The following is a 15,625-nucleotide window of genomic DNA, read 5'->3' on the forward strand; positions in this document are numbered from 1 at the left end:
CCGGCTCAGGGCTTCTGTAGCGCGTCCCTGACGGCGCTCTTGAGCTCGTCGAGCTCGCCGATCAATCCGTCGAACCGGTCCGCCGGGAAATCCGCCAGCAGTTCGGCAAGCCATGCGCCGTGGCTCTTGGCCATTCGCCTGAAGGTCTTGCGGCCTTCGACCGTCATGCAGACAATCTGTACGCGGCGGTCGAGGTTTGACGGCGTGCGGGTGATGTATCCATCCGCGACCAGTCGGTCCACGATCGGCGTCAGGTTCCCGGCCGAGACCATCAGGCGCTTGGGCAGCTCTCCCAGCACAAGCCCGCTCGGCTCACGGTCGAGTTGGGCGAGAACATCGAAGCGCGGCATCGTGAAATCGAACTCTTCGCGAAACCGGCGCCGCAGCTCGCCCTCGATCAGAGTCGTGCAGGCGAGCAGCCGGAGCCAAACTCGCGTTTGAGCCCTGTACTCGGCTTCCTGATCCGCCCCATTCTTGGCCGAAACAGGCGTGGGCTCCTTCGCGAGTGCCAATCGAATCTCCCGGGCTTCGTGGCCATTTGAAAGCTGGAGCAGCTCTCATGGACATGGGCAAGATAGTTCGTGCCAAAAGTAAATTCAAGGCGGAGCCCGAGGGTCTCGGAATCGGCGCCGCTGCTGCGGCTTTGAGCTGCCGCGTCGGGTCATCGCAGAACCGCCTTGACAATGCACGCGCCGACGAAATACTTTATGCTTAAAATAATTTGAGTGAGAGCTCGACACACGGCGCGACGCGCGAAAGCGAGGGATCATGCGCATAGTCTGTATCGGCGGCGGCCCGGCCGGCCTTTATCTGGGCCTGCTGATGAAGCGTCGGCATCCAGAGCACGTCATCACGGTCGTCGAGCGCAACAAGCCCTACGACACGTTCGGCTGGGGGGTCGTGTTCTCCGACGCCATGATGTTGGCGATGCGCGTTGCCGATCCCGAGAGCGCCGCCGAGATCGAGGATGCCTTCAATCACTGGGACGACATCGAGCTGGTCTTCAAGGGGACTCGCCAGCGTACCAGTGGCCATGGCTTCATCGGCATTGGCCGCAAGCACCTGCTCAACATTCTCCAGAGGCGCTGTGAGGCGCTGGGTGTCGAGCTCGTGTTCGAGCGCGAGGTCGAGTCCGATCTCGAATTTCCTGACGCCGATTTGATCGTTGCCTGTGACGGCGTCAATTCCAGGATTCGTGCCCGCTATGCCGAGCAATTCCAGCCAGACATGGTGATCCGGCCGAACCGCTTCATCTGGCTCGGCACCAAGAAGGCGTTCGACGCCTTCACGTTCGATTTCCAGAGGACCGAGCATGGCTGGTTCCAGGCGCACATCTACAAGTTCGATGCGGAGACCTCGACCTTCATCGTCGAGACCACGGAAGAGACCTACAACGCCCACGGGCTTGGCGAACTCGATCAGCAGGGGTCGATCGAGTTCTGTGAGAAGATCTTCGCCGGGACGCTCGACGGTGCAAAACTCCTGACCAACGCACGCCATCTGCGCGGCTCGGCCTGGCTGAATTTCAGCCGCCTGATCTGCGGCAAATGGAGCGTCTTCAATGGCAAGTCGCATGTCGTTCTGATGGGCGATGCCGCGCACACCGCGCATTTTGCCATCGGCTCGGGCACCAAGCTCGCGCTCGACGACGCCATCGAGCTCGCCAATCAGTTCGACCGCCATGGTCAGGGTCGCGAGGGCATCCCGACTGTTCTGGAGGCCTATGAAGAGGTGCGCCGCGTCGATGTCGCGCGCATCCAGAATGCTGCGCGCAACGCCATGGAATGGTTCGAGGTGGTCGGCCGGCGCTATGCCGACACGCTCGAGCCGCCGCAATTCTTCTATTCGATGCTGACGCGCTCGCAGCGCATCAGCCACGAAAACCTGCGTCTGCGCGACCGCACCTGGCTGGAAGGCTTTGAGCGCTGGTTTGCTGCGCGCGCAGGGATCGCACTCAAGGACGGCGAACGGGTGCCGCCGCCGATGCTGACGCCGCACCGCGTGCGCGGCCTGTCGCTGGCGAACCGCATCATGGTCTCGCCGATGGCGATGTATTCGGCGCAGGACGGGCTCATCAACGACTTCCACATCGCCCATCTCGGCGCGCGCGCCATGGGCGGCGCGGCGCTGATCTTTGCCGAGATGACCTGCGTCTCGCCGGATGCGCGGATCACGCCGGGATGTCTCGGGCTCTGGAACGATGCGCAGGCTGAGCAATGGCGCCGCCTGGTTGAGCTCGTCCACAGTGTTGGACATGCGAAGGTCGGGATTCAGCTCGGCCATGCCGGGCGCAAGGGCGCGACCCGAGTGCCGTGGGAAGGAATCGATCAGCCGCTGGCATCAGGAGATTGGCCCCTGATGTCGGCCTCGGCCTTGCCGTATCTGCCCAACAGCCAGTTGCCGCGGGCGATGGACCGCAGCGACATGGACCGTGTGCGCGACGATTTTGTCGCAGCGACACATCGTGCCGCTGCCGCCGGCGTCGAGTGGCTCGAGCTGCATTGCGCCCACGGCTATCTGCTGTCGAGCTTCCTCTCGCCGCTGACCAACCGCCGCACGGACGACTACGGCGGCAGTCACGAGAACCGGGCGCGCTTTCCACTGGAGGTGTTCAAGGCCATGCGCGCGGCGTGGCCCTCCGATCGGCCGATGTCGGTGCGTCTGTCGTGCCATGACTGGACCGACGGCGGCAACATTCCGGCCGACGCGGCGATCTTCGCCGCGATGTTCAAGGAAGCGGGGGTGGACGTGATCGATTGTTCCTCGGGGCAGGTCTGGAAGGAGGAGCGGCCGATCTATGGACGCCTGTTCCAGACGCCCTTCGCCGATCTGATCCGCAACGAGGTCGGCATCGAGACGATCGCCGTCGGTGCGATCTCCGAGGCCGATCACGCCAACTCGATCCTAGCTGCCGGCCGTGCCGATCTCTGCGCGATTGCGCGGCCGCATCTTGCCGATCCGGCCTGGACGCTGCACGAAGCCGCGCGTATCGGCATCACCGCGGTGAGCTGGCCGAAGCAATATCTGTCCGCCAAGGGGCAGTACGAAACCAACCTGGCACGCGCCGCCGCGGCGGCCGCCCCGTGAACGGAGGAGATGACAAATGAGCTCCGTTGCGAAGGTCATCAGGCGCGACTGGCTGGACTGGCCGTTCTTCGAACAGCGCCACCACACGATCGGCGAGAAGCTCGATCGCTTCGTGCAATCGGGGGCGCTCGACACGGTCGACCACGATGATGTCGACGGCGCCTGCCGCAGCCTCGTGCGCGCGATGGGCGAGGCGGGGCTGCTCGATTGCGCGGTCGCGCCACCCGATGGCGATGCGACCACGATCGATTCGCGTTCAATCTGCCTGTCGCGCGAGTCGCTCGCCTATGCCGATGGCCTTGCCGATTTCGCCTTCGCCATGCAGGGGCTCGGCTCCGGCGCGATTGCGCTCGGCGGCTCAGTTGAGCTGCGCAAGCAAGTGCTGCCAAAAGTTCGCTCCGGCGAATGGCTCGCGGCCTTCGCGCTGTCCGAGAAGGAGGCGGGGTCTGACGTCGCGGCGATGTCCTGCACCGCGCGCGCCGACGGCGACGATTATGTCATCGACGGCGAGAAGACCTGGATCTCCAACGGCGGCATTGCCGACGTCTACACGCTGTTTGCCCGAACCGGCGAGGCGCCGGGCGCCCGCGGCATCTCGGCCTTCGTCGTCTTTCCCGACGATCCCGGCTTCGGCATCGCCGAGCGCATCGATGTCATCGCGCCGCATCCTTTGGCCACGCTGCGCTTCACCAATTGCCGGATTCCGGCGAGCCGTCGGCTCGGCGCGCCCGGCGGCGGGTTCAAGCTTGCGATGCAGACGCTGGATATTTTCCGCGCCTCGGTCGCGGCCGCGGCTCTCGGTTTCGCCCGGCGGGCGCTCGACGAAGCCCTGTGGCACGCGCGCAGCCGGCACATGTTCGGTGCGACCTTGGGGGATCTCCAGCTGACCCAGGCCGCGCTCGGCGACATGGCAACCGACACCGATGCCGCCGCACTGCTGACCTACCGCGGGGCCTGGCGCCGCGACGTCCAGAAACTTCCGACGACGCGCGAAGCCGCCATGGCGAAGCTGACCGCGACCGAGACCGCGCAGCGCGTCATCGATCGCGCTGTCCAGATGTTCGGCGGTCGCGGCGTGCGCAAAGGAGAGGTCGTCGAAAGCCTCTACCGCGAAATCCGGGCGCTGCGCATCTACGAGGGCGCGACCGAGGTCCAGAAGCTGATTGTCGCTCGCGAGCTGTTGAAGCCGCGCTGAGAAGATAGAGAGTTCCGCATGAGTACGATGAGAAAACCGGAAGCTGTCGCGACCGGTCTGCAAGTGCTCCAGCCCAGCGGCTGGCCGCAACCGAAGGGATATGCCAACGGCATCATGGCCGAGGGACGCCTTGTCGTGACGGGTGGTGTCGTCGGTTGGGATGTCGCGGGGCGGTTTGCCGACGGGTTCGTCGCGCAGGTTCGCCAGACGCTCGAAAACATCGTCGCGATCCTGGCCGAGGGTGGCGCGCAGCCACACCATCTCGTGCGCCTGACCTGGTACGTCGTCGACATGGACGAGTACGTCACGAATCTGAAGGCGCTTGGGAAGGCCTATCGCGAGGTGATCGGCACCCACTATCCAAGCATGGCGCTGGTGCAGGTCGTGCGTCTCGTCGAGCCCTCGGCGCGCCTCGAGATCGAAGCGACCGCCGTCGTCTCGCGCTGATCAGCGCATCGACTGCCAGGCCAAGAGCCTGCGCTCAGCCAGGGACATGGCAACCGACGTCACATAGCCCATTGCCCCGAGCAGGATCACGCCGGCAAAAAGATCAGCCGAGCGGAATGCGCGCGCTGACAGCAACACCCAATGGCCGAGGCCGTCGAGCCCGGCCAGCACCTCGCACACCACCGAGAGGATCAGCGCGACGGTGAGGCTCAGCCGCATGCCGGCGAGGATGTCGGGCAGGGCTGACGGCAACGCGATCTTGAAGACGACCGCGGGCCGCGACATCTGCAACGCGCGCGCGACTTCGTAGAGGCGCGGCTCGACGGCGGCAAAACCGTGAATGGTCGCAAGCATGATTGGCCAGATCGCACCGAAGGCGATCACGAACAGGGCCATGCCCTCCGTCAGGCCGAACAGCGCGATCGCGACGGGGATGATCGCGGAGACCGGCAGCGGGCGCAGAAATTCCAGCGATGGCGCGATGTAGGTGCGCATCAGGCGAGACGATCCGATCAGAGCGCCGAGCGCGATGCCCGCGATCGAGGCGGCGAGCCAGCCATAGGCCATGTGCTCCAGCGTGCCGACGAGCTTGCTTGCGAGATCGCCGCTCGCAAAGCCACGTACTAGCGCGGTCCAGGCGCGGTCCGGGCCGGGCAGAAACACAGGCGAGACCAGCTTGAGATTGGCGATGAGCTGCCAAAGACCGACAAAGCCGGCGGCGACCGCAAAGCTTGCCATGCGCCAGATCATTGCGGTGGCGCTCATGACCCGGCTCCGGCGGTCGCTGCACGGCCGAACAAGCGGTGCTGGACGACGATCAAAGCGAGGTTGAGTCCATAGCCAATGGTACCAATCCAGACGAGATAAGCGAGCATCAAATCGGGTCGCAGCGCCTGCTGGGCCAGCATGATGCCGGCGCCGAGGCCGAGCGGATTGATCGCGATCTCGACCGTCACCGCGACGATCAGTGCAATACCGGCGGACAGCCGGAACGCGACGAAGATCCGCGGCAGCGCGGCCGGAATGATGATCTTGATGGTCCGCTGCACCGGCGTCAGGCGCAGCGCGCGTGACACTTCCATCAACCGTGGCTCGATGCCGCGGACGGCGGTGCGGCTCAGGATCAACATCGGCCAGACGCAGGCAAAGGTGACAATCACGATCTCCATGCGATAGCCGAAGCCGAGCGCGATCAGTGCGATCGGCAGCAGCGCGATCGACGGAATCGGCCGGATCGCCTCGACGGTCACTTCCATGAGACGATCGAGCATGCTCGAAACGCCGAAAGCGATCCCGAGCCCGAGCCCGATGATGCTGCCGATCGCGAGCCCCGCAAACGCCGCCAGCAGAGTGTCACGGGTGGCAATCGGGATCGTGAGGTCGGCGAGTGCTGCGACCAGAGCGGCGAGGACCGCACTCGGAGGCGCCAAGCTGTCGCTCTGCAAATGGGCAAGGCGGATCCAGAGCTCGAAGGCGAGAAGTGCCGCCAGCGGCAGCAACAGCGGCTTGGTGCGCGCGAGGCTCAATGTTCGGTCGCCTTGATGAAGTCGAAGAGTTGCCGGCGCAGCCGCAGGAATTCCGGGTGCTCGCGGGTGGCAAGCTGGTCGCGCGGGCGCGACAGGTTCACGTCCAGCTCGATTCCGATCCGCCCCGGATGCGGCAGCAGGCCGATGACCCGGTCGCCGAGATAGATCGCCTCGTCGAGATCGTGGGTCACGAAGATGACGGTCGTGTTGCTCGCCGACGTCAACGACAGCACCTCGTCTTGCAGACCTTGCCGCGTCATCGCATCCAGCGCGCCGAACGGCTCGTCCATCAACAGCGTGGTCGGCTCCTGTGCGAGACAGCGCGCGATCTGCAGTCGCTGCTGCATGCCGCCGGACATTTCCGCCGGATATTTCTCGGCATGGGTGGGCAGGCCGACCTTGCGCAGCAACGCCGCGATCCGGTCGGGTCGCTCGCGCGCGGGAATCCTAGAGGCCTCCAGCGCAAGCGAGATGTTGCCGGCTGCGGTTCGCCAGGGCAGCAGCGCCTTGCCGTAGTCCTGGAATACGATCGCGACCTCGCGGCGCGGTTCGAGCATCGGCCGGCCATCGAAGGTGACGGCGCCGCCCGTCGGACGATAGAGGCCCGCCGCGAGCCGCAATGCAGTGGTCTTGCCGCAACCGGAGGCACCGACAATGCAGAGGAATTCGCCGGGACGCACCGTGAGATCGAGATTTTCGATAATGGTCTTGCCGCCAAGCCGGAGCGTTGCGCCATTGAAGCTGATCAATGGCTTTTGCTGCCGCGCCGCCTTTGCGTCGTCAAGTCTTGCAAGAAGGATCATCGGTTGCTCTCGCTGGCGGGCGGATAGACGAAGTTGATGGTCGAGTGTAGGTGTGCTTCCAGCATCTTTTGTGCACCTGGCACGTCTCGCGCCAGCACGCGGTCGGCAAGCATTTGATGGCTACGGATGAAGTCCGCACCGCTGTCAATTCCGCTCATCATCACGCGGCGGTAGCGATAAGCCTGGTCGTAGAGGTCGGAATGCGCGCCGAGCATCCGCCCCGAACCGCAAGCCGCGAGGAGGGCGGTGTGAAAGCCCTTGTGCAGGCGGTCGAAATCGGCGGCACCCTCGCGGAATTCGTTGCCGGTGCGCTCGATGTGGCGACGCATCTGGTGCAGCGCGCTGACGATGCCGGCCTCCCATGCGTCATCCCCATGGATGATGGCCAGCCGGATTGCCTCCTTCTCGACGGCGGTGCGCATGCAGGTGATGTCGGCCAGGTCTTCGCGGCTGACGTCGGCGACGCGAAAGCCACGTTGGCCGATGCCTACGATCAATCCGCGTGACATCAGGCGCGATAGACCCTCGCGGAGCGGCGTGGCGCCGATTTCATAGCGCTGCACGAGATCGACGATGCCAAGCCGCGACCCCGGCGCCAGGCGTCCGGCGAGAATGTCTTGCTCGAGGAGGGTAGCCGCGCGCTCGCTCAAGGTGCCGGCTTCGCCGTTCGGACGTTCGACAGGGCGTTCGGAAGCCGGCATCGCAGGGGTCCTCAGTTCAGCACCAGTTTGCTTGTATCGAGCTTTGATTGCAGCATCTTCTGCGACGACATCACCTCGATCCACCAAATGAGGTTCTCCGGCTTCAGGCGCGGCTCGGACCGGTTCGGAGGCGTCGCCTTGACGAGATCGAGCGGCTGTTTGGTGAACTTTGCGATCGAAGCGGAGGCCTTCTCGCGGTCGGAGTTTACGATCACGGCCGCTTCCGCGATCGCATCGCGAAACTTGGTCACGGTCGCGGCGTTCTTCTCCGCCCATTCGCGCGAGGCCGCGTAGAAGATGATCGGGTCGGTGCGGGCGAGCTCGACGGCGTAGCGTGCGCCGACCGAGCCGAGGCCCGCATTGGTCATGCGGGTGACAAATGGCTCGGCGGTGAGAACGGCATCGACGCCGCCGGACTTGATGATGTCGGCCATCGTCGGGAAGGTCACCTCGACGAACTTGACGCTCTTGGGATCGACGCCTTTCTCCACCAGCCACTTCACGAACAGCACATGCAGGAAGGCGTTCAGTCCCGGTGCGCCGACTTTCTTGCCAACGAAATCCTTGGGCTCGTTGATGGTGATGCCGTTCCGGACGAAAGCCGTGATGGCGTTGTTCGACGTCGTGTTCATCACGGAGGCGCCTGCGATGCCGACCAGATCGAGGCCGCCGTCAACCGCCTGGAGGAAGACGGTCGAGGTCGGCCCGCCAATCTGGATGGAGTTCGACAGGATCGCGGCAGGGATGTTCGAGTTGATGGCGATCGGCGTCATCTCGACGTCGAGCCCGTGCTTTTTGAAAATGCCTTCGTCGACCGCGACCATGGCGGACGCACAGTCGGAGGTGGCCGTGCAACCGATCTGGATTTTCGCTTGTGCCGCCGCCGAGCCCGCCAATGCGCAAGCCATCTGAAGCGAAATTCCGAGCGTGATCGCCAATCTTGCCAACTGCCTCTTCAAACTATCCTCCCAAGGCGCATTTTTTTATCTTGATTATCGATATTTTATTCGATCATATATTTTCAATCAGAGCAAGGGGTGTCCAAGGTGAAACTCGCTACATTCAGGTCGGCTGGTCAGGACAAGATCGGCATCGTGCATTCCAAGGACGGTCGGATATTCGACATCGCCGCGTCCGCTGCGCGCGATGGTCAGGATCATCCGGCCTTCGCCTCGATGCTGGCGCTGATCGACGCGGGGCCCGGCGCGCTGGAGCAGGCGGCGGCGCTGTTCGAGAAGCACGGCGCGGATCCGGCGCTGTCCTCGGCGACATCAGCGGTGGACATCCTCGCGCCGGTGCCGGAGCCCCGGCAGATGCGCGACGGCATGTCGTTCCCGCTGCACATCCTCCAGGCGCCGCGCGGGCAGCGCAAGCTCGCGGCGCGCGCCAAAGGCGACATGGAGGAGCTGGCGCGGGTCGACGCCGAGCCGCTCGGCGAATTGCCCGAGGTCTATCGCAAGCAACCGATCTTCTACATCACCAACCGCTTCAGCGTTCGCGGCACCAACACCACCGTCAAATGGCCGCGCTATAGCAAGGTGATGGACTACGAGCTCGAATTCGGCATCATCACCAAGAACAGGGGCGCGAATATCCCTGCGGCGAAGGCGAGGGATCACATCTTCGGCTACACCATCTTCAACGATTTCTCGGCGCGCGACGCGCAGCGCATCGAGATGGAAGGACGGCTTGGCCCCGCCAAGGGCAAGAGCTTCGATGGTGGCAATGTGATGGGGCCGTGGATCGTGACGCCGGATGAGATCGGCGATCCCTACAAGTTGAAGATGGAAGCGCGTGTCAACGGCGAGACCCGTTCAACCGGCGTCTCAGACGGGATGCTGTTCTCGTTCGAAGAGATCATCGCCCATGTCACGCAGGACGAGACGCTGATGCCGGGTGAATTCATCGGTTCAGGCACGGTGGGCAATGGCTGTGGACTCGAGCTCGGCTGGTATCTCGAGCATGGCGACACCGTCGAGCTCGAAGTCGAGAAGATCGGCGTCTTGAGGAACAGGGTCGAGCGGCAGGACGCCTGAGCTCGCAACGGACAGAAAAAATCAACGAGGAAACACCATGGCGCGCAAACTGATCGATATCTCCGTACCGCTGCAAAACGACGTGCCGGCCGATCCGCCGGGCAACCACCCGACCATTCAATACATCGATCATCAACAGGGCCTGCCGCGCATGCTCCAGTTCTTCGATGGGCTGAAGGCGGAGGATCTGCCCGACGGTCAGGGCTGGGCGGTGGAAATGGTCAATCTGTCCACCCATAACGGCACCCATCTCGATGCTCCCTGGCACTTCCATCCCACGATGAACCGTGGCGAGCGCGCCTGGACGATCGACGAGGTGCCGCTGGAATGGTGCTTCCAGCCCGGCGTGAAGCTCGACTTCCGCCATTTGCCCGACGGATATGTGGCGACTGCAGGCGATGTCGAGGCGGAGCTGAAGCGGATCGGGCATACGCTGTCGCCGCTAGAGATCGTCGTCGTCAATACCAGCGCCGGCGCCAAATACGGGCGGCAGGACTACGTCACCTCGGGCTGCGGGATGGGCTATGAGGCGACCATGTATCTGCTCGAACGCGGCGTGCGGCTGACCGGGATCGATGGCTGGAGCTGGGACGCGCCCTTTGTCTACACCGCGAAGAAATATGCCGAGACCAGGGATGCCAGTTTGATCTGGGAGGGTCACAAGGCCGGACGCCACATCGGCTATTGCCACATCGAGAAGCTGCACAATCTCGAGCTTCTGCCCTCGACCGGCTTCATGGTGTCGTGCTTCCCGGTGAAGATCGAGCGGGCATCCGCGGGCTGGACGCGGGCGGTGGCCATCGTTGACGGCTAGAGGTCGCAAGCGTTCGATCGGTGTGGATCTACAGGCGTACGACTTCCCCCGTTCGAACGCTCTCGTCGGCGGCAAAGACGATGCGGAGCGAGTTGATCGCGTCCTCGTGATGCTCGGACAGATCGATTTCGCCACGGATCGCACTCAGAAACATCAGCTGCTCGCGTTCGCAGAGTTCCTGATGGCCGGGCTCATCGGCGGTCGAGATTATTTCGTCCGGCTTGGCAAAGCGGTCTTCGCTGTCACGCGCCGCGTGATGGACGCGAAGCGCGTTGGTGCGTGTATGCGAGTCATGTTCCGCCGAACCGGCGCCCGCATCGCCGCTCTCTTTCGCGACGATCGACACGCTGCCATCAGGGCCGATCATGTCTTTCACGAAATGGGCGGTCTCGCTCATCATCGGACCCCAGCCGACCTCGTACCAGCCGACCGAGCCGTCGTCGAACATGATGTGGAGATGGCCGTAATTGTACATGGCCGGCGCGATCTCGCTCGTCAGTCGCGCCCCGACTGCGTGAACCGCGACGGGGCGGGCTCGCGTCACCTGGCACATGATGTCGACGTAATGGACGCCGCAATCGACGATCGGTGAGGTCGACCGCATGAGTCTCTTGTGCACCTCCCAGAAGGAGCCCGCAGACTGCTGGTTGAGATTCATGCGCATCACGAGCGGTTTTCCGAGCGTTCGCCCGATTTCGACGAACCGCGACCATGCGGGATGGACGCGCAGGATATAGCCGACCAGCAGCGCCTTTCCGGCCGCGTGTGCAGCGCTCACGACGTGCCGCGCGGCATCCAGCGTATCGGCCAGCGGCTTTTCGCAGAAAACATGCGCGCCGGCGGCGAAAGCCCGCAACGCCATGGCGGCGTGATGCTCGGTGTAAGTGCAGATCGCGACCGCATCGGGACGCAAATTTGTGAGCGCCTCCTCGTAGCTTTCGAAGCGCGGAAGAGCAGGAAACTCGGCCTCGAGATCGTCGCGATCGGCCGCGCGAGAGGTGCAAAGACCAACGAGCTCGAAACCCTCGATCGATCTGTAGGCGCGGGCATGGCTTGTTCCCATGGTGCCGAGGCCAACCACGAGAACGCGGATCTTCTGTGGGGACGAAACGGAGAGCGAGGACATGGCTCGATCGCGTCCTTCAATCAGGTGTTAAGGGGGCAGCCCTCGATCCAGGTTTCCTGCACGCGCAGCTCGTCGTCGAGATGCACGAGGCTGGCGAGATAGCCTGGTGCGATACGGCCGAGGTCAGTATCGCGCCGGAGAAACGTCGCCGGAATGCGCGACGCCATTGCGAGGGCATTGGCGAGCGGAAGCCTGAGGACGTTGACGGCATAGCGCACCGCCTCATCCATGGTCAGAACCGAGCCGGCGAGCGTCCCGTCGTCGAGCCGCAGGCAACCGTCAACGGACGTCACGCGCCGGCCCTGAAGATCGAAATGATCGGGGCCGCCGGCCGCCGGCGGCATCGCGTCGGTAATCAGCATGAAACGATCGTGCCGCTTGGCGGCCAGCGCAACGCGCAAATTCGCCTCGTGGACGTGATGACCGTCGGCGATGAGGCCGACGAACACATCGTCCAGATCGAGTGCGGCACCGACCATGCCCGGCTCGCGTCCCGTCGGCGGGCTCATCGCGTTGAACAAATGGGTGAATGCGCGCGCGCCTGCTTCCACGGCCCGGCGCGCCTCCTGGTAGGTTGCGTCGGAATGGCCCAGCGAGACAAGCACGCCCTGCCGCGTGAGCTCGGCGATGCTCTCGGCTCCGACCCGGTTGGGCGCGAGCGTCAGCATGATCGCGCCACATTCCGCCTTGGCGATTGTCGCGATGTCGTCGGGTTCGAGATTGCGGATGTAGTTGAGTTCATGCGCGCCCCTGCGGCGCGGATCCAGGAAAGGGCCTTCCAGGTGAATGCCAAGTGCCGCAGGGGTCAGACGCCGCGCCTCGCGCGTCGCTGCGATCGCGGTGGCCATCACCTGCGGCGTGTCGGTCACCAGCGTCGGCAGCAGCCCGATGGTCCCATGGTCACGGTGCGCGGCCGCGATGCGGGCGATGCCTTCGGGCGTCGGGTCCTCGTTGAACAGGACGCCGCCGCCGCCATTGACCTGAACGTCGACATAGCCGGGCGCAAGCAGGCCGCCGCCGAGATCCCGCACGGCGCCGTCAGGTCTCTGCGAGTGGGGAACGATTGCGGCAATGCGCGCGCCGTCGACGACGACCGCATGGTCATCGAGAAAGCGTTCGCCATCGAAGATCCGCGCGCCGGACAGAACGATCATCAGACGGTCTCCGTTACCTTGCGCAGATTGCGCGGGCGGTCGGGATCGCGCCCGAGCCGGAGCGCGAGCGCTTCGGCAAGCCGGTAGAAGCGGTGGATCATGACGATGGGCTCCAACAGGGGCGCCTCGACTCGTGCGGTCGCGAGTCGATCCGGCTCATCGTCGCCGCCGGCTTCGATTGCGATTACCGTCGCGCCGGCGTCGGCCAGCGCCGCGAGCGCCGGCAGCATGCCTTCGCGCGCCGGATCGGACGGCAGGAAGGCGATGATAGGGAAGCCCGAAGCAACGAGTTCGGCCGGGCCGTGCAACACCTCGGCCGCGGAGTAGGCCTCGGCGTGAATCGCGCACGTTTCCTTGAGCTTGAGCGCCGCTTCCGCGGCGATCGCAAGCGTCGCGCCGCGACCGAGCACGAAAGCGCTGCGGGCATTTGCAAGTCTGTCCAGCATCGCCGCGGGCGGCGGCGTTGCCTGGGCGCGCAGGACGTCCGGGAGGCCGGCGAGGGCGTCTGCGAGCTGCCGATCCTCGCGCCAGGCGGCGACGAGGCTTGCCCCGGCGACAAGACCGGCCACCATCGACTTGGTCGCGGCGACGGAACGTTCCGTCCCGGCGCAGAGCGGCAGCAGGATTTCAGCCTCTTGCGCGAGTGGCGAGGCGACGTCATTGACCAATGCGAGGGCCAGCGCACCGCCGCTGCGCGCGGCGCGCTGCATTTCCACAATGTCAGGGCTGCGCCCCGATTGCGAGATCGCGACGGAAACGCTGCCTTTGAGCCGCATCGGCGTCCGGTAAAGCGTCGCAATGGAGGGGCCGATCGAGGCGCAAGGCACCCCCGATAGAATCTCGACGAGATATTTCAGATAGAGCGCGCAGCAATCCGACGAGCCGCGGCCGATGGTTGCAACGAGCGGCGGATCGAGCGCGCGCAGACGGGCGCCGACTTCAGCAAGCCGATCAGCATTCTGACCAAGCTGGCGCGCAGCCGCTTCACCCGCCTCGCCGATCTCCTGAAGCATGTGGGTCGTCATCGCTGCGTCTTTCGGGCCGGGGGCGACAGCGTGAGTTCGGAGACGAAGTCATAGGCGTCGGCGCGGTACCAGGACTTCGTGAACTCGACGCAGGACCCGTCGGCGAGGTAGGCGATGCGCTGGATGTAGAGCGCGGGGCTGTCAGGCGCGACGCCAAGCAGTTCGGCATCCGCATGATCGAGGAGGGTCGCACGCAAGCGCTGCAGGCCCCGGGTTGGTCTGAAGCCCCTTGCGGAGAGCGCCTCGTAGAGCGAATCGCCGACCGATTCCTGCTCAGGAAGAAAGCGTATCGGCACGGCAGCGCGTTCGATCGCCATGGGCGAACCGTCGGCCAGGCGCAGGCGTCCGAGCCGGAACACGCGGTCGTTCGGCCGTACACCGAGCATCATCGCCTCTTCCGGCGTCGGCAGGAAGACGCCGCGTTCAAGCTCGCGCGAGCTCGCCTCCAATCCGCGCAGCCGCATGTCTTCGGTGAAGCTCGTCAAACGCGAGGAGGGCTGTTCGACCCGCGGCGTTGCACGATGGATGAAGGTGCCGGCGCCGTGACGGTGAAACAGCACGCCTTCGGCGATCAGATCAGCGATCGCCTTGCGCAGCGTCGTGCGCGATACCTCGAGCAGCTCGCACAACACGCGCTCGGCCGGAAGCAGCTGCGTCTCCGCGAAGCGTCCGGTCTCGATCTCGCGCCGAAGCGCATCGACCACGGCACGATAGAGCTTTTGGCCGGGCGCCGTCTCGACCGTCATGGACATGCCGCGTCCTCCGCGAGCGTTCCGCCGGCAAGAAGGATCGCACCGTCGACGGCGTCGCGTCGCGGCTGGGCGAGACGCTTGGCCACATCGGGCGGCAGGAAGGGGCGCAAGGGCTCTCCGAAGCCGCCCGCCAGCGCAATGCGCTCGGCGCCGAGCGCGTTCAGCGCGTTCGCGAGAGCCGCTATCGCGGACGCTGCTTCCGCGACGATTTCGCGCGCGCGCATATCTCCGGACCTTGCGACGTCAAGGATCTGGGGCGCGAAGGCTCCGTAGTCTCTGGGTCTGGCGTCCGCTGCCCAGCGGCTCATCCGCAATGGATCGTCATCAAAATGTCGACCGAGCGCCTGTGCCAGTCCGCTCATCGGCTCCAGGCCGTCGATCGCACGCAGCGTCGCGCGCAGCGCGGATTCGCCGAGGCGCGCGGCGGATCCGTCGTCGCCGAGCCAGAAGCCGCGTCCGCCGATGATCGTCGTTCGGGTCCCTACGCGCGCGATGCCCGCCGAGCCCGTGCCCGCGATGATCAGGCCGCCATCGCCGACGCCGTTGGCGCCGACGCAAGCGGCGACAGCATCATTGACGGCGACGACCCGCCCGAAGCCGGGCAGGGCGGCGGAGACACGCTCCGCTTCATTGTCGTCCGAAAGACCGGCAAGGCTGAGGCCGAGGGCGATCTCCTGCCGCGGTGCGCCGGCGCTGATCGCGGATTCGATGGTGTCGCGCACGACCAGCATCGCCTCGTCGAAGTCGAGATAGATGTTCGAAGCCGGCCCTACGGCGCGCCCGAGTTCGCGGCCGGACGAGTCCCGCAATCTCGCGCGGCAACGGGTGGCGCCGCCGTCTACTCCGAGAAAGAACCGGGCTGTCGCCAAGGGGCCTCCTAAAAAAATTCTTAACGGCTCTAGACAAGTGGTATGTCACGTGTCTAAAACGAATACAAGAGGTATCTACCATTGGTATTC

17 protein-coding genes are annotated in these 15,625 nt (G+C 64.8%); 6 read left to right on the plus strand and 11 right to left on the minus strand.

The genetic code is table 11. The features are described from left to right. Window positions 1-5: 5 nt before the first annotated feature. Window positions 6-512, minus strand: a complete 507-nt coding sequence (locus XI06_RS09300) for a MarR family winged helix-turn-helix transcriptional regulator (RefSeq protein ID WP_237858955.1) — start codon at window positions 510-512, stop codon at window positions 6-8. Window positions 513-559: 47 nt separating this feature from the next. Here XI06_RS09300 and XI06_RS09305 point away from each other — a divergent pair, with 47 nt between their 5' ends. Genes XI06_RS09305 through XI06_RS09320 form a run of 4 tightly spaced genes read left to right on the plus strand, consistent with a single transcriptional unit; the run spans window position 560 to window position 4,729 of the window. Beyond that, the gene (locus tag XI06_RS09305; protein ID WP_271605119.1) at window positions 560-715 is read left to right on the plus strand and encodes a hypothetical protein; all 156 of its coding nucleotides are present in this window, start codon (window positions 560-562) and stop codon (window positions 713-715) included. A gap of 53 nt (window positions 716-768) precedes the next feature. Beyond that, the gene (locus XI06_RS09310) at window positions 769-3,087 is read left to right on the plus strand and encodes a bifunctional salicylyl-CoA 5-hydroxylase/oxidoreductase (RefSeq protein ID WP_271605120.1); all 2,319 of its coding nucleotides are present in this window, start codon (window positions 769-771) and stop codon (window positions 3,085-3,087) included. A 16-nt stretch (window positions 3,088-3,103) separates the two neighbouring features. Further along, window positions 3,104-4,282 carry an acyl-CoA dehydrogenase family protein gene (locus tag XI06_RS09315; protein WP_271605121.1) on the plus strand — a complete coding sequence of 393 codons (1,179 nt, stop codon included), beginning with the start codon at window positions 3,104-3,106 and terminating at the stop codon, window positions 4,280-4,282. A gap of 18 nt (window positions 4,283-4,300) precedes the next feature. Continuing rightward, window positions 4,301-4,729: a RidA family protein gene (locus XI06_RS09320; RefSeq protein WP_271605122.1), complete on the plus strand. Its 429-nt coding sequence runs from the start codon at window positions 4,301-4,303 to the stop codon at window positions 4,727-4,729. Here the strand turns inward: XI06_RS09320 and XI06_RS09325 are convergent, their stop codons facing one another. From XI06_RS09325 to XI06_RS09345, 5 genes are read right to left on the minus strand one after another with little or no spacing between them, the layout of a single operon-like run. Then, window positions 4,730-5,494, minus strand: a complete 765-nt coding sequence (locus XI06_RS09325) for an ABC transporter permease (RefSeq protein ID WP_237858951.1) — start codon at window positions 5,492-5,494, stop codon at window positions 4,730-4,732. It abuts the gene before it with no gap. Then, entirely contained in the window at window positions 5,491-6,255 is a 765-nt protein-coding gene (locus tag XI06_RS09330) for an ABC transporter permease (protein ID WP_271605123.1), read from the minus strand. Before XI06_RS09330 ends, XI06_RS09325 begins: the two co-directional genes overlap by 4 nt. Beyond that, entirely contained in the window at window positions 6,252-7,058 is an 807-nt protein-coding gene (locus XI06_RS09335; RefSeq protein ID WP_271605124.1) for an ABC transporter ATP-binding protein, read from the minus strand. The genes XI06_RS09330 and XI06_RS09335 overlap by 4 nt, the downstream gene beginning before the upstream one ends. Continuing rightward, window positions 7,055-7,759, minus strand: coding sequence for a GntR family transcriptional regulator (locus XI06_RS09340; RefSeq protein WP_237858948.1), 705 nt, complete (start codon window positions 7,757-7,759; stop codon window positions 7,055-7,057). The genes XI06_RS09335 and XI06_RS09340 overlap by 4 nt, the downstream gene beginning before the upstream one ends. Before the next feature lie 11 nt (window positions 7,760-7,770). Beyond that, entirely contained in the window at window positions 7,771-8,667 is an 897-nt protein-coding gene (locus tag XI06_RS09345) for an ABC transporter substrate-binding protein (RefSeq protein WP_333909318.1), read from the minus strand. A gap of 138 nt (window positions 8,668-8,805) precedes the next feature. On the opposite strand from XI06_RS09345, the gene XI06_RS09350 reads away from it, so the two are divergent. Together XI06_RS09350 and XI06_RS09355 are read left to right on the plus strand one after the other, a co-directional pair. Next, entirely contained in the window at window positions 8,806-9,795 is a 990-nt protein-coding gene (locus XI06_RS09350; RefSeq protein ID WP_271605445.1) for a fumarylacetoacetate hydrolase family protein, read from the plus strand. A 37-nt stretch (window positions 9,796-9,832) separates the two neighbouring features. Further along, on the plus strand, window positions 9,833-10,609 hold the full coding sequence (locus XI06_RS09355; RefSeq protein WP_237858945.1) for a cyclase family protein: 777 nt from the start codon (window positions 9,833-9,835) through the stop codon (window positions 10,607-10,609). A 28-nt stretch (window positions 10,610-10,637) separates the two neighbouring features. Here XI06_RS09355 and XI06_RS09360 read toward each other — a convergent pair whose 3' ends face one another. Genes XI06_RS09360 through XI06_RS09380 form a run of 5 tightly spaced genes read right to left on the minus strand, consistent with a single transcriptional unit; the run spans window position 10,638 to window position 15,535 of the window. Continuing rightward, window positions 10,638-11,735 (minus strand): Gfo/Idh/MocA family protein, encoded by a 1,098-nt coding sequence (locus tag XI06_RS09360; protein ID WP_237858943.1) that lies wholly within the window; start codon window positions 11,733-11,735, stop codon window positions 10,638-10,640. Window positions 11,736-11,755: 20 nt separating this feature from the next. Further along, entirely contained in the window at window positions 11,756-12,889 is a 1,134-nt protein-coding gene (gene nagA / locus XI06_RS09365; protein ID WP_271605126.1) for an N-acetylglucosamine-6-phosphate deacetylase, read from the minus strand. Then, complete coding sequence (locus tag XI06_RS09370) at window positions 12,889-13,914, minus strand: SIS domain-containing protein (RefSeq protein ID WP_271605127.1); 1,026 nt, start codon at window positions 13,912-13,914, stop codon at window positions 12,889-12,891. Before XI06_RS09370 ends, nagA begins: the two co-directional genes overlap by 1 nt. Beyond that, window positions 13,911-14,666 (minus strand): GntR family transcriptional regulator, encoded by a 756-nt coding sequence (locus XI06_RS09375; protein ID WP_237858937.1) that lies wholly within the window; start codon window positions 14,664-14,666, stop codon window positions 13,911-13,913. The genes XI06_RS09370 and XI06_RS09375 overlap by 4 nt, the downstream gene beginning before the upstream one ends. Further along, window positions 14,657-15,535 (minus strand): BadF/BadG/BcrA/BcrD ATPase family protein, encoded by an 879-nt coding sequence (locus XI06_RS09380; RefSeq protein ID WP_237858935.1) that lies wholly within the window; start codon window positions 15,533-15,535, stop codon window positions 14,657-14,659. Before XI06_RS09380 ends, XI06_RS09375 begins: the two co-directional genes overlap by 10 nt. Between the last annotated feature and the right edge of the window lie 90 nt (window positions 15,536-15,625).

The organism is Bradyrhizobium sp. CCBAU 11434, from assembly GCF_028128895.1.
Classification (GTDB): domain Bacteria; phylum Pseudomonadota; class Alphaproteobacteria; order Rhizobiales; family Xanthobacteraceae; genus Bradyrhizobium; species Bradyrhizobium zhengyangense.

What these genes read in the sequence shown, in the direction of transcription:
- XI06_RS09305 (WP_271605119.1), top strand. Translation starts at nt 560, where the DNA reads ATGGACATGGGCAAGATAGTTCGTGCCAAAAGTAAATTCAAGGCGGAG.
- XI06_RS09325 (WP_237858951.1), bottom strand. Translation starts at nt 5,494, where the DNA reads ATGAGCGCCACCGCAATGATCTGGCGCATGGCAAGCTTTGCGGTCGCC.
- XI06_RS09320 (WP_271605122.1), top strand. Translation starts at nt 4,301, where the DNA reads ATGAGTACGATGAGAAAACCGGAAGCTGTCGCGACCGGTCTGCAAGTG.
- XI06_RS09310 (WP_271605120.1), top strand. Translation starts at nt 769, where the DNA reads ATGCGCATAGTCTGTATCGGCGGCGGCCCGGCCGGCCTTTATCTGGGC.
- XI06_RS09360 (WP_237858943.1), bottom strand. Translation starts at nt 11,735, where the DNA reads ATGTCCTCGCTCTCCGTTTCGTCCCCACAGAAGATCCGCGTTCTCGTG.
- nagA (WP_271605126.1), bottom strand. Translation starts at nt 12,889, where the DNA reads ATGATCGTTCTGTCCGGCGCGCGGATCTTCGATGGCGAACGCTTTCTC.
- XI06_RS09335 (WP_271605124.1), bottom strand. Translation starts at nt 7,058, where the DNA reads ATGATCCTTCTTGCAAGACTTGACGACGCAAAGGCGGCGCGGCAGCAA.
- XI06_RS09370 (WP_271605127.1), bottom strand. Translation starts at nt 13,914, where the DNA reads ATGACGACCCACATGCTTCAGGAGATCGGCGAGGCGGGTGAAGCGGCT.
- XI06_RS09375 (WP_237858937.1), bottom strand. Translation starts at nt 14,666, where the DNA reads ATGTCCATGACGGTCGAGACGGCGCCCGGCCAAAAGCTCTATCGTGCC.
- XI06_RS09315 (WP_271605121.1), top strand. Translation starts at nt 3,104, where the DNA reads ATGAGCTCCGTTGCGAAGGTCATCAGGCGCGACTGGCTGGACTGGCCG.
- XI06_RS09355 (WP_237858945.1), top strand. Translation starts at nt 9,833, where the DNA reads ATGGCGCGCAAACTGATCGATATCTCCGTACCGCTGCAAAACGACGTG.
- XI06_RS09345 (WP_333909318.1), bottom strand. Translation starts at nt 8,667, where the DNA reads ATGGCTTGCGCATTGGCGGGCTCGGCGGCGGCACAAGCGAAAATCCAG.
- XI06_RS09340 (WP_237858948.1), bottom strand. Translation starts at nt 7,759, where the DNA reads ATGCCGGCTTCCGAACGCCCTGTCGAACGTCCGAACGGCGAAGCCGGC.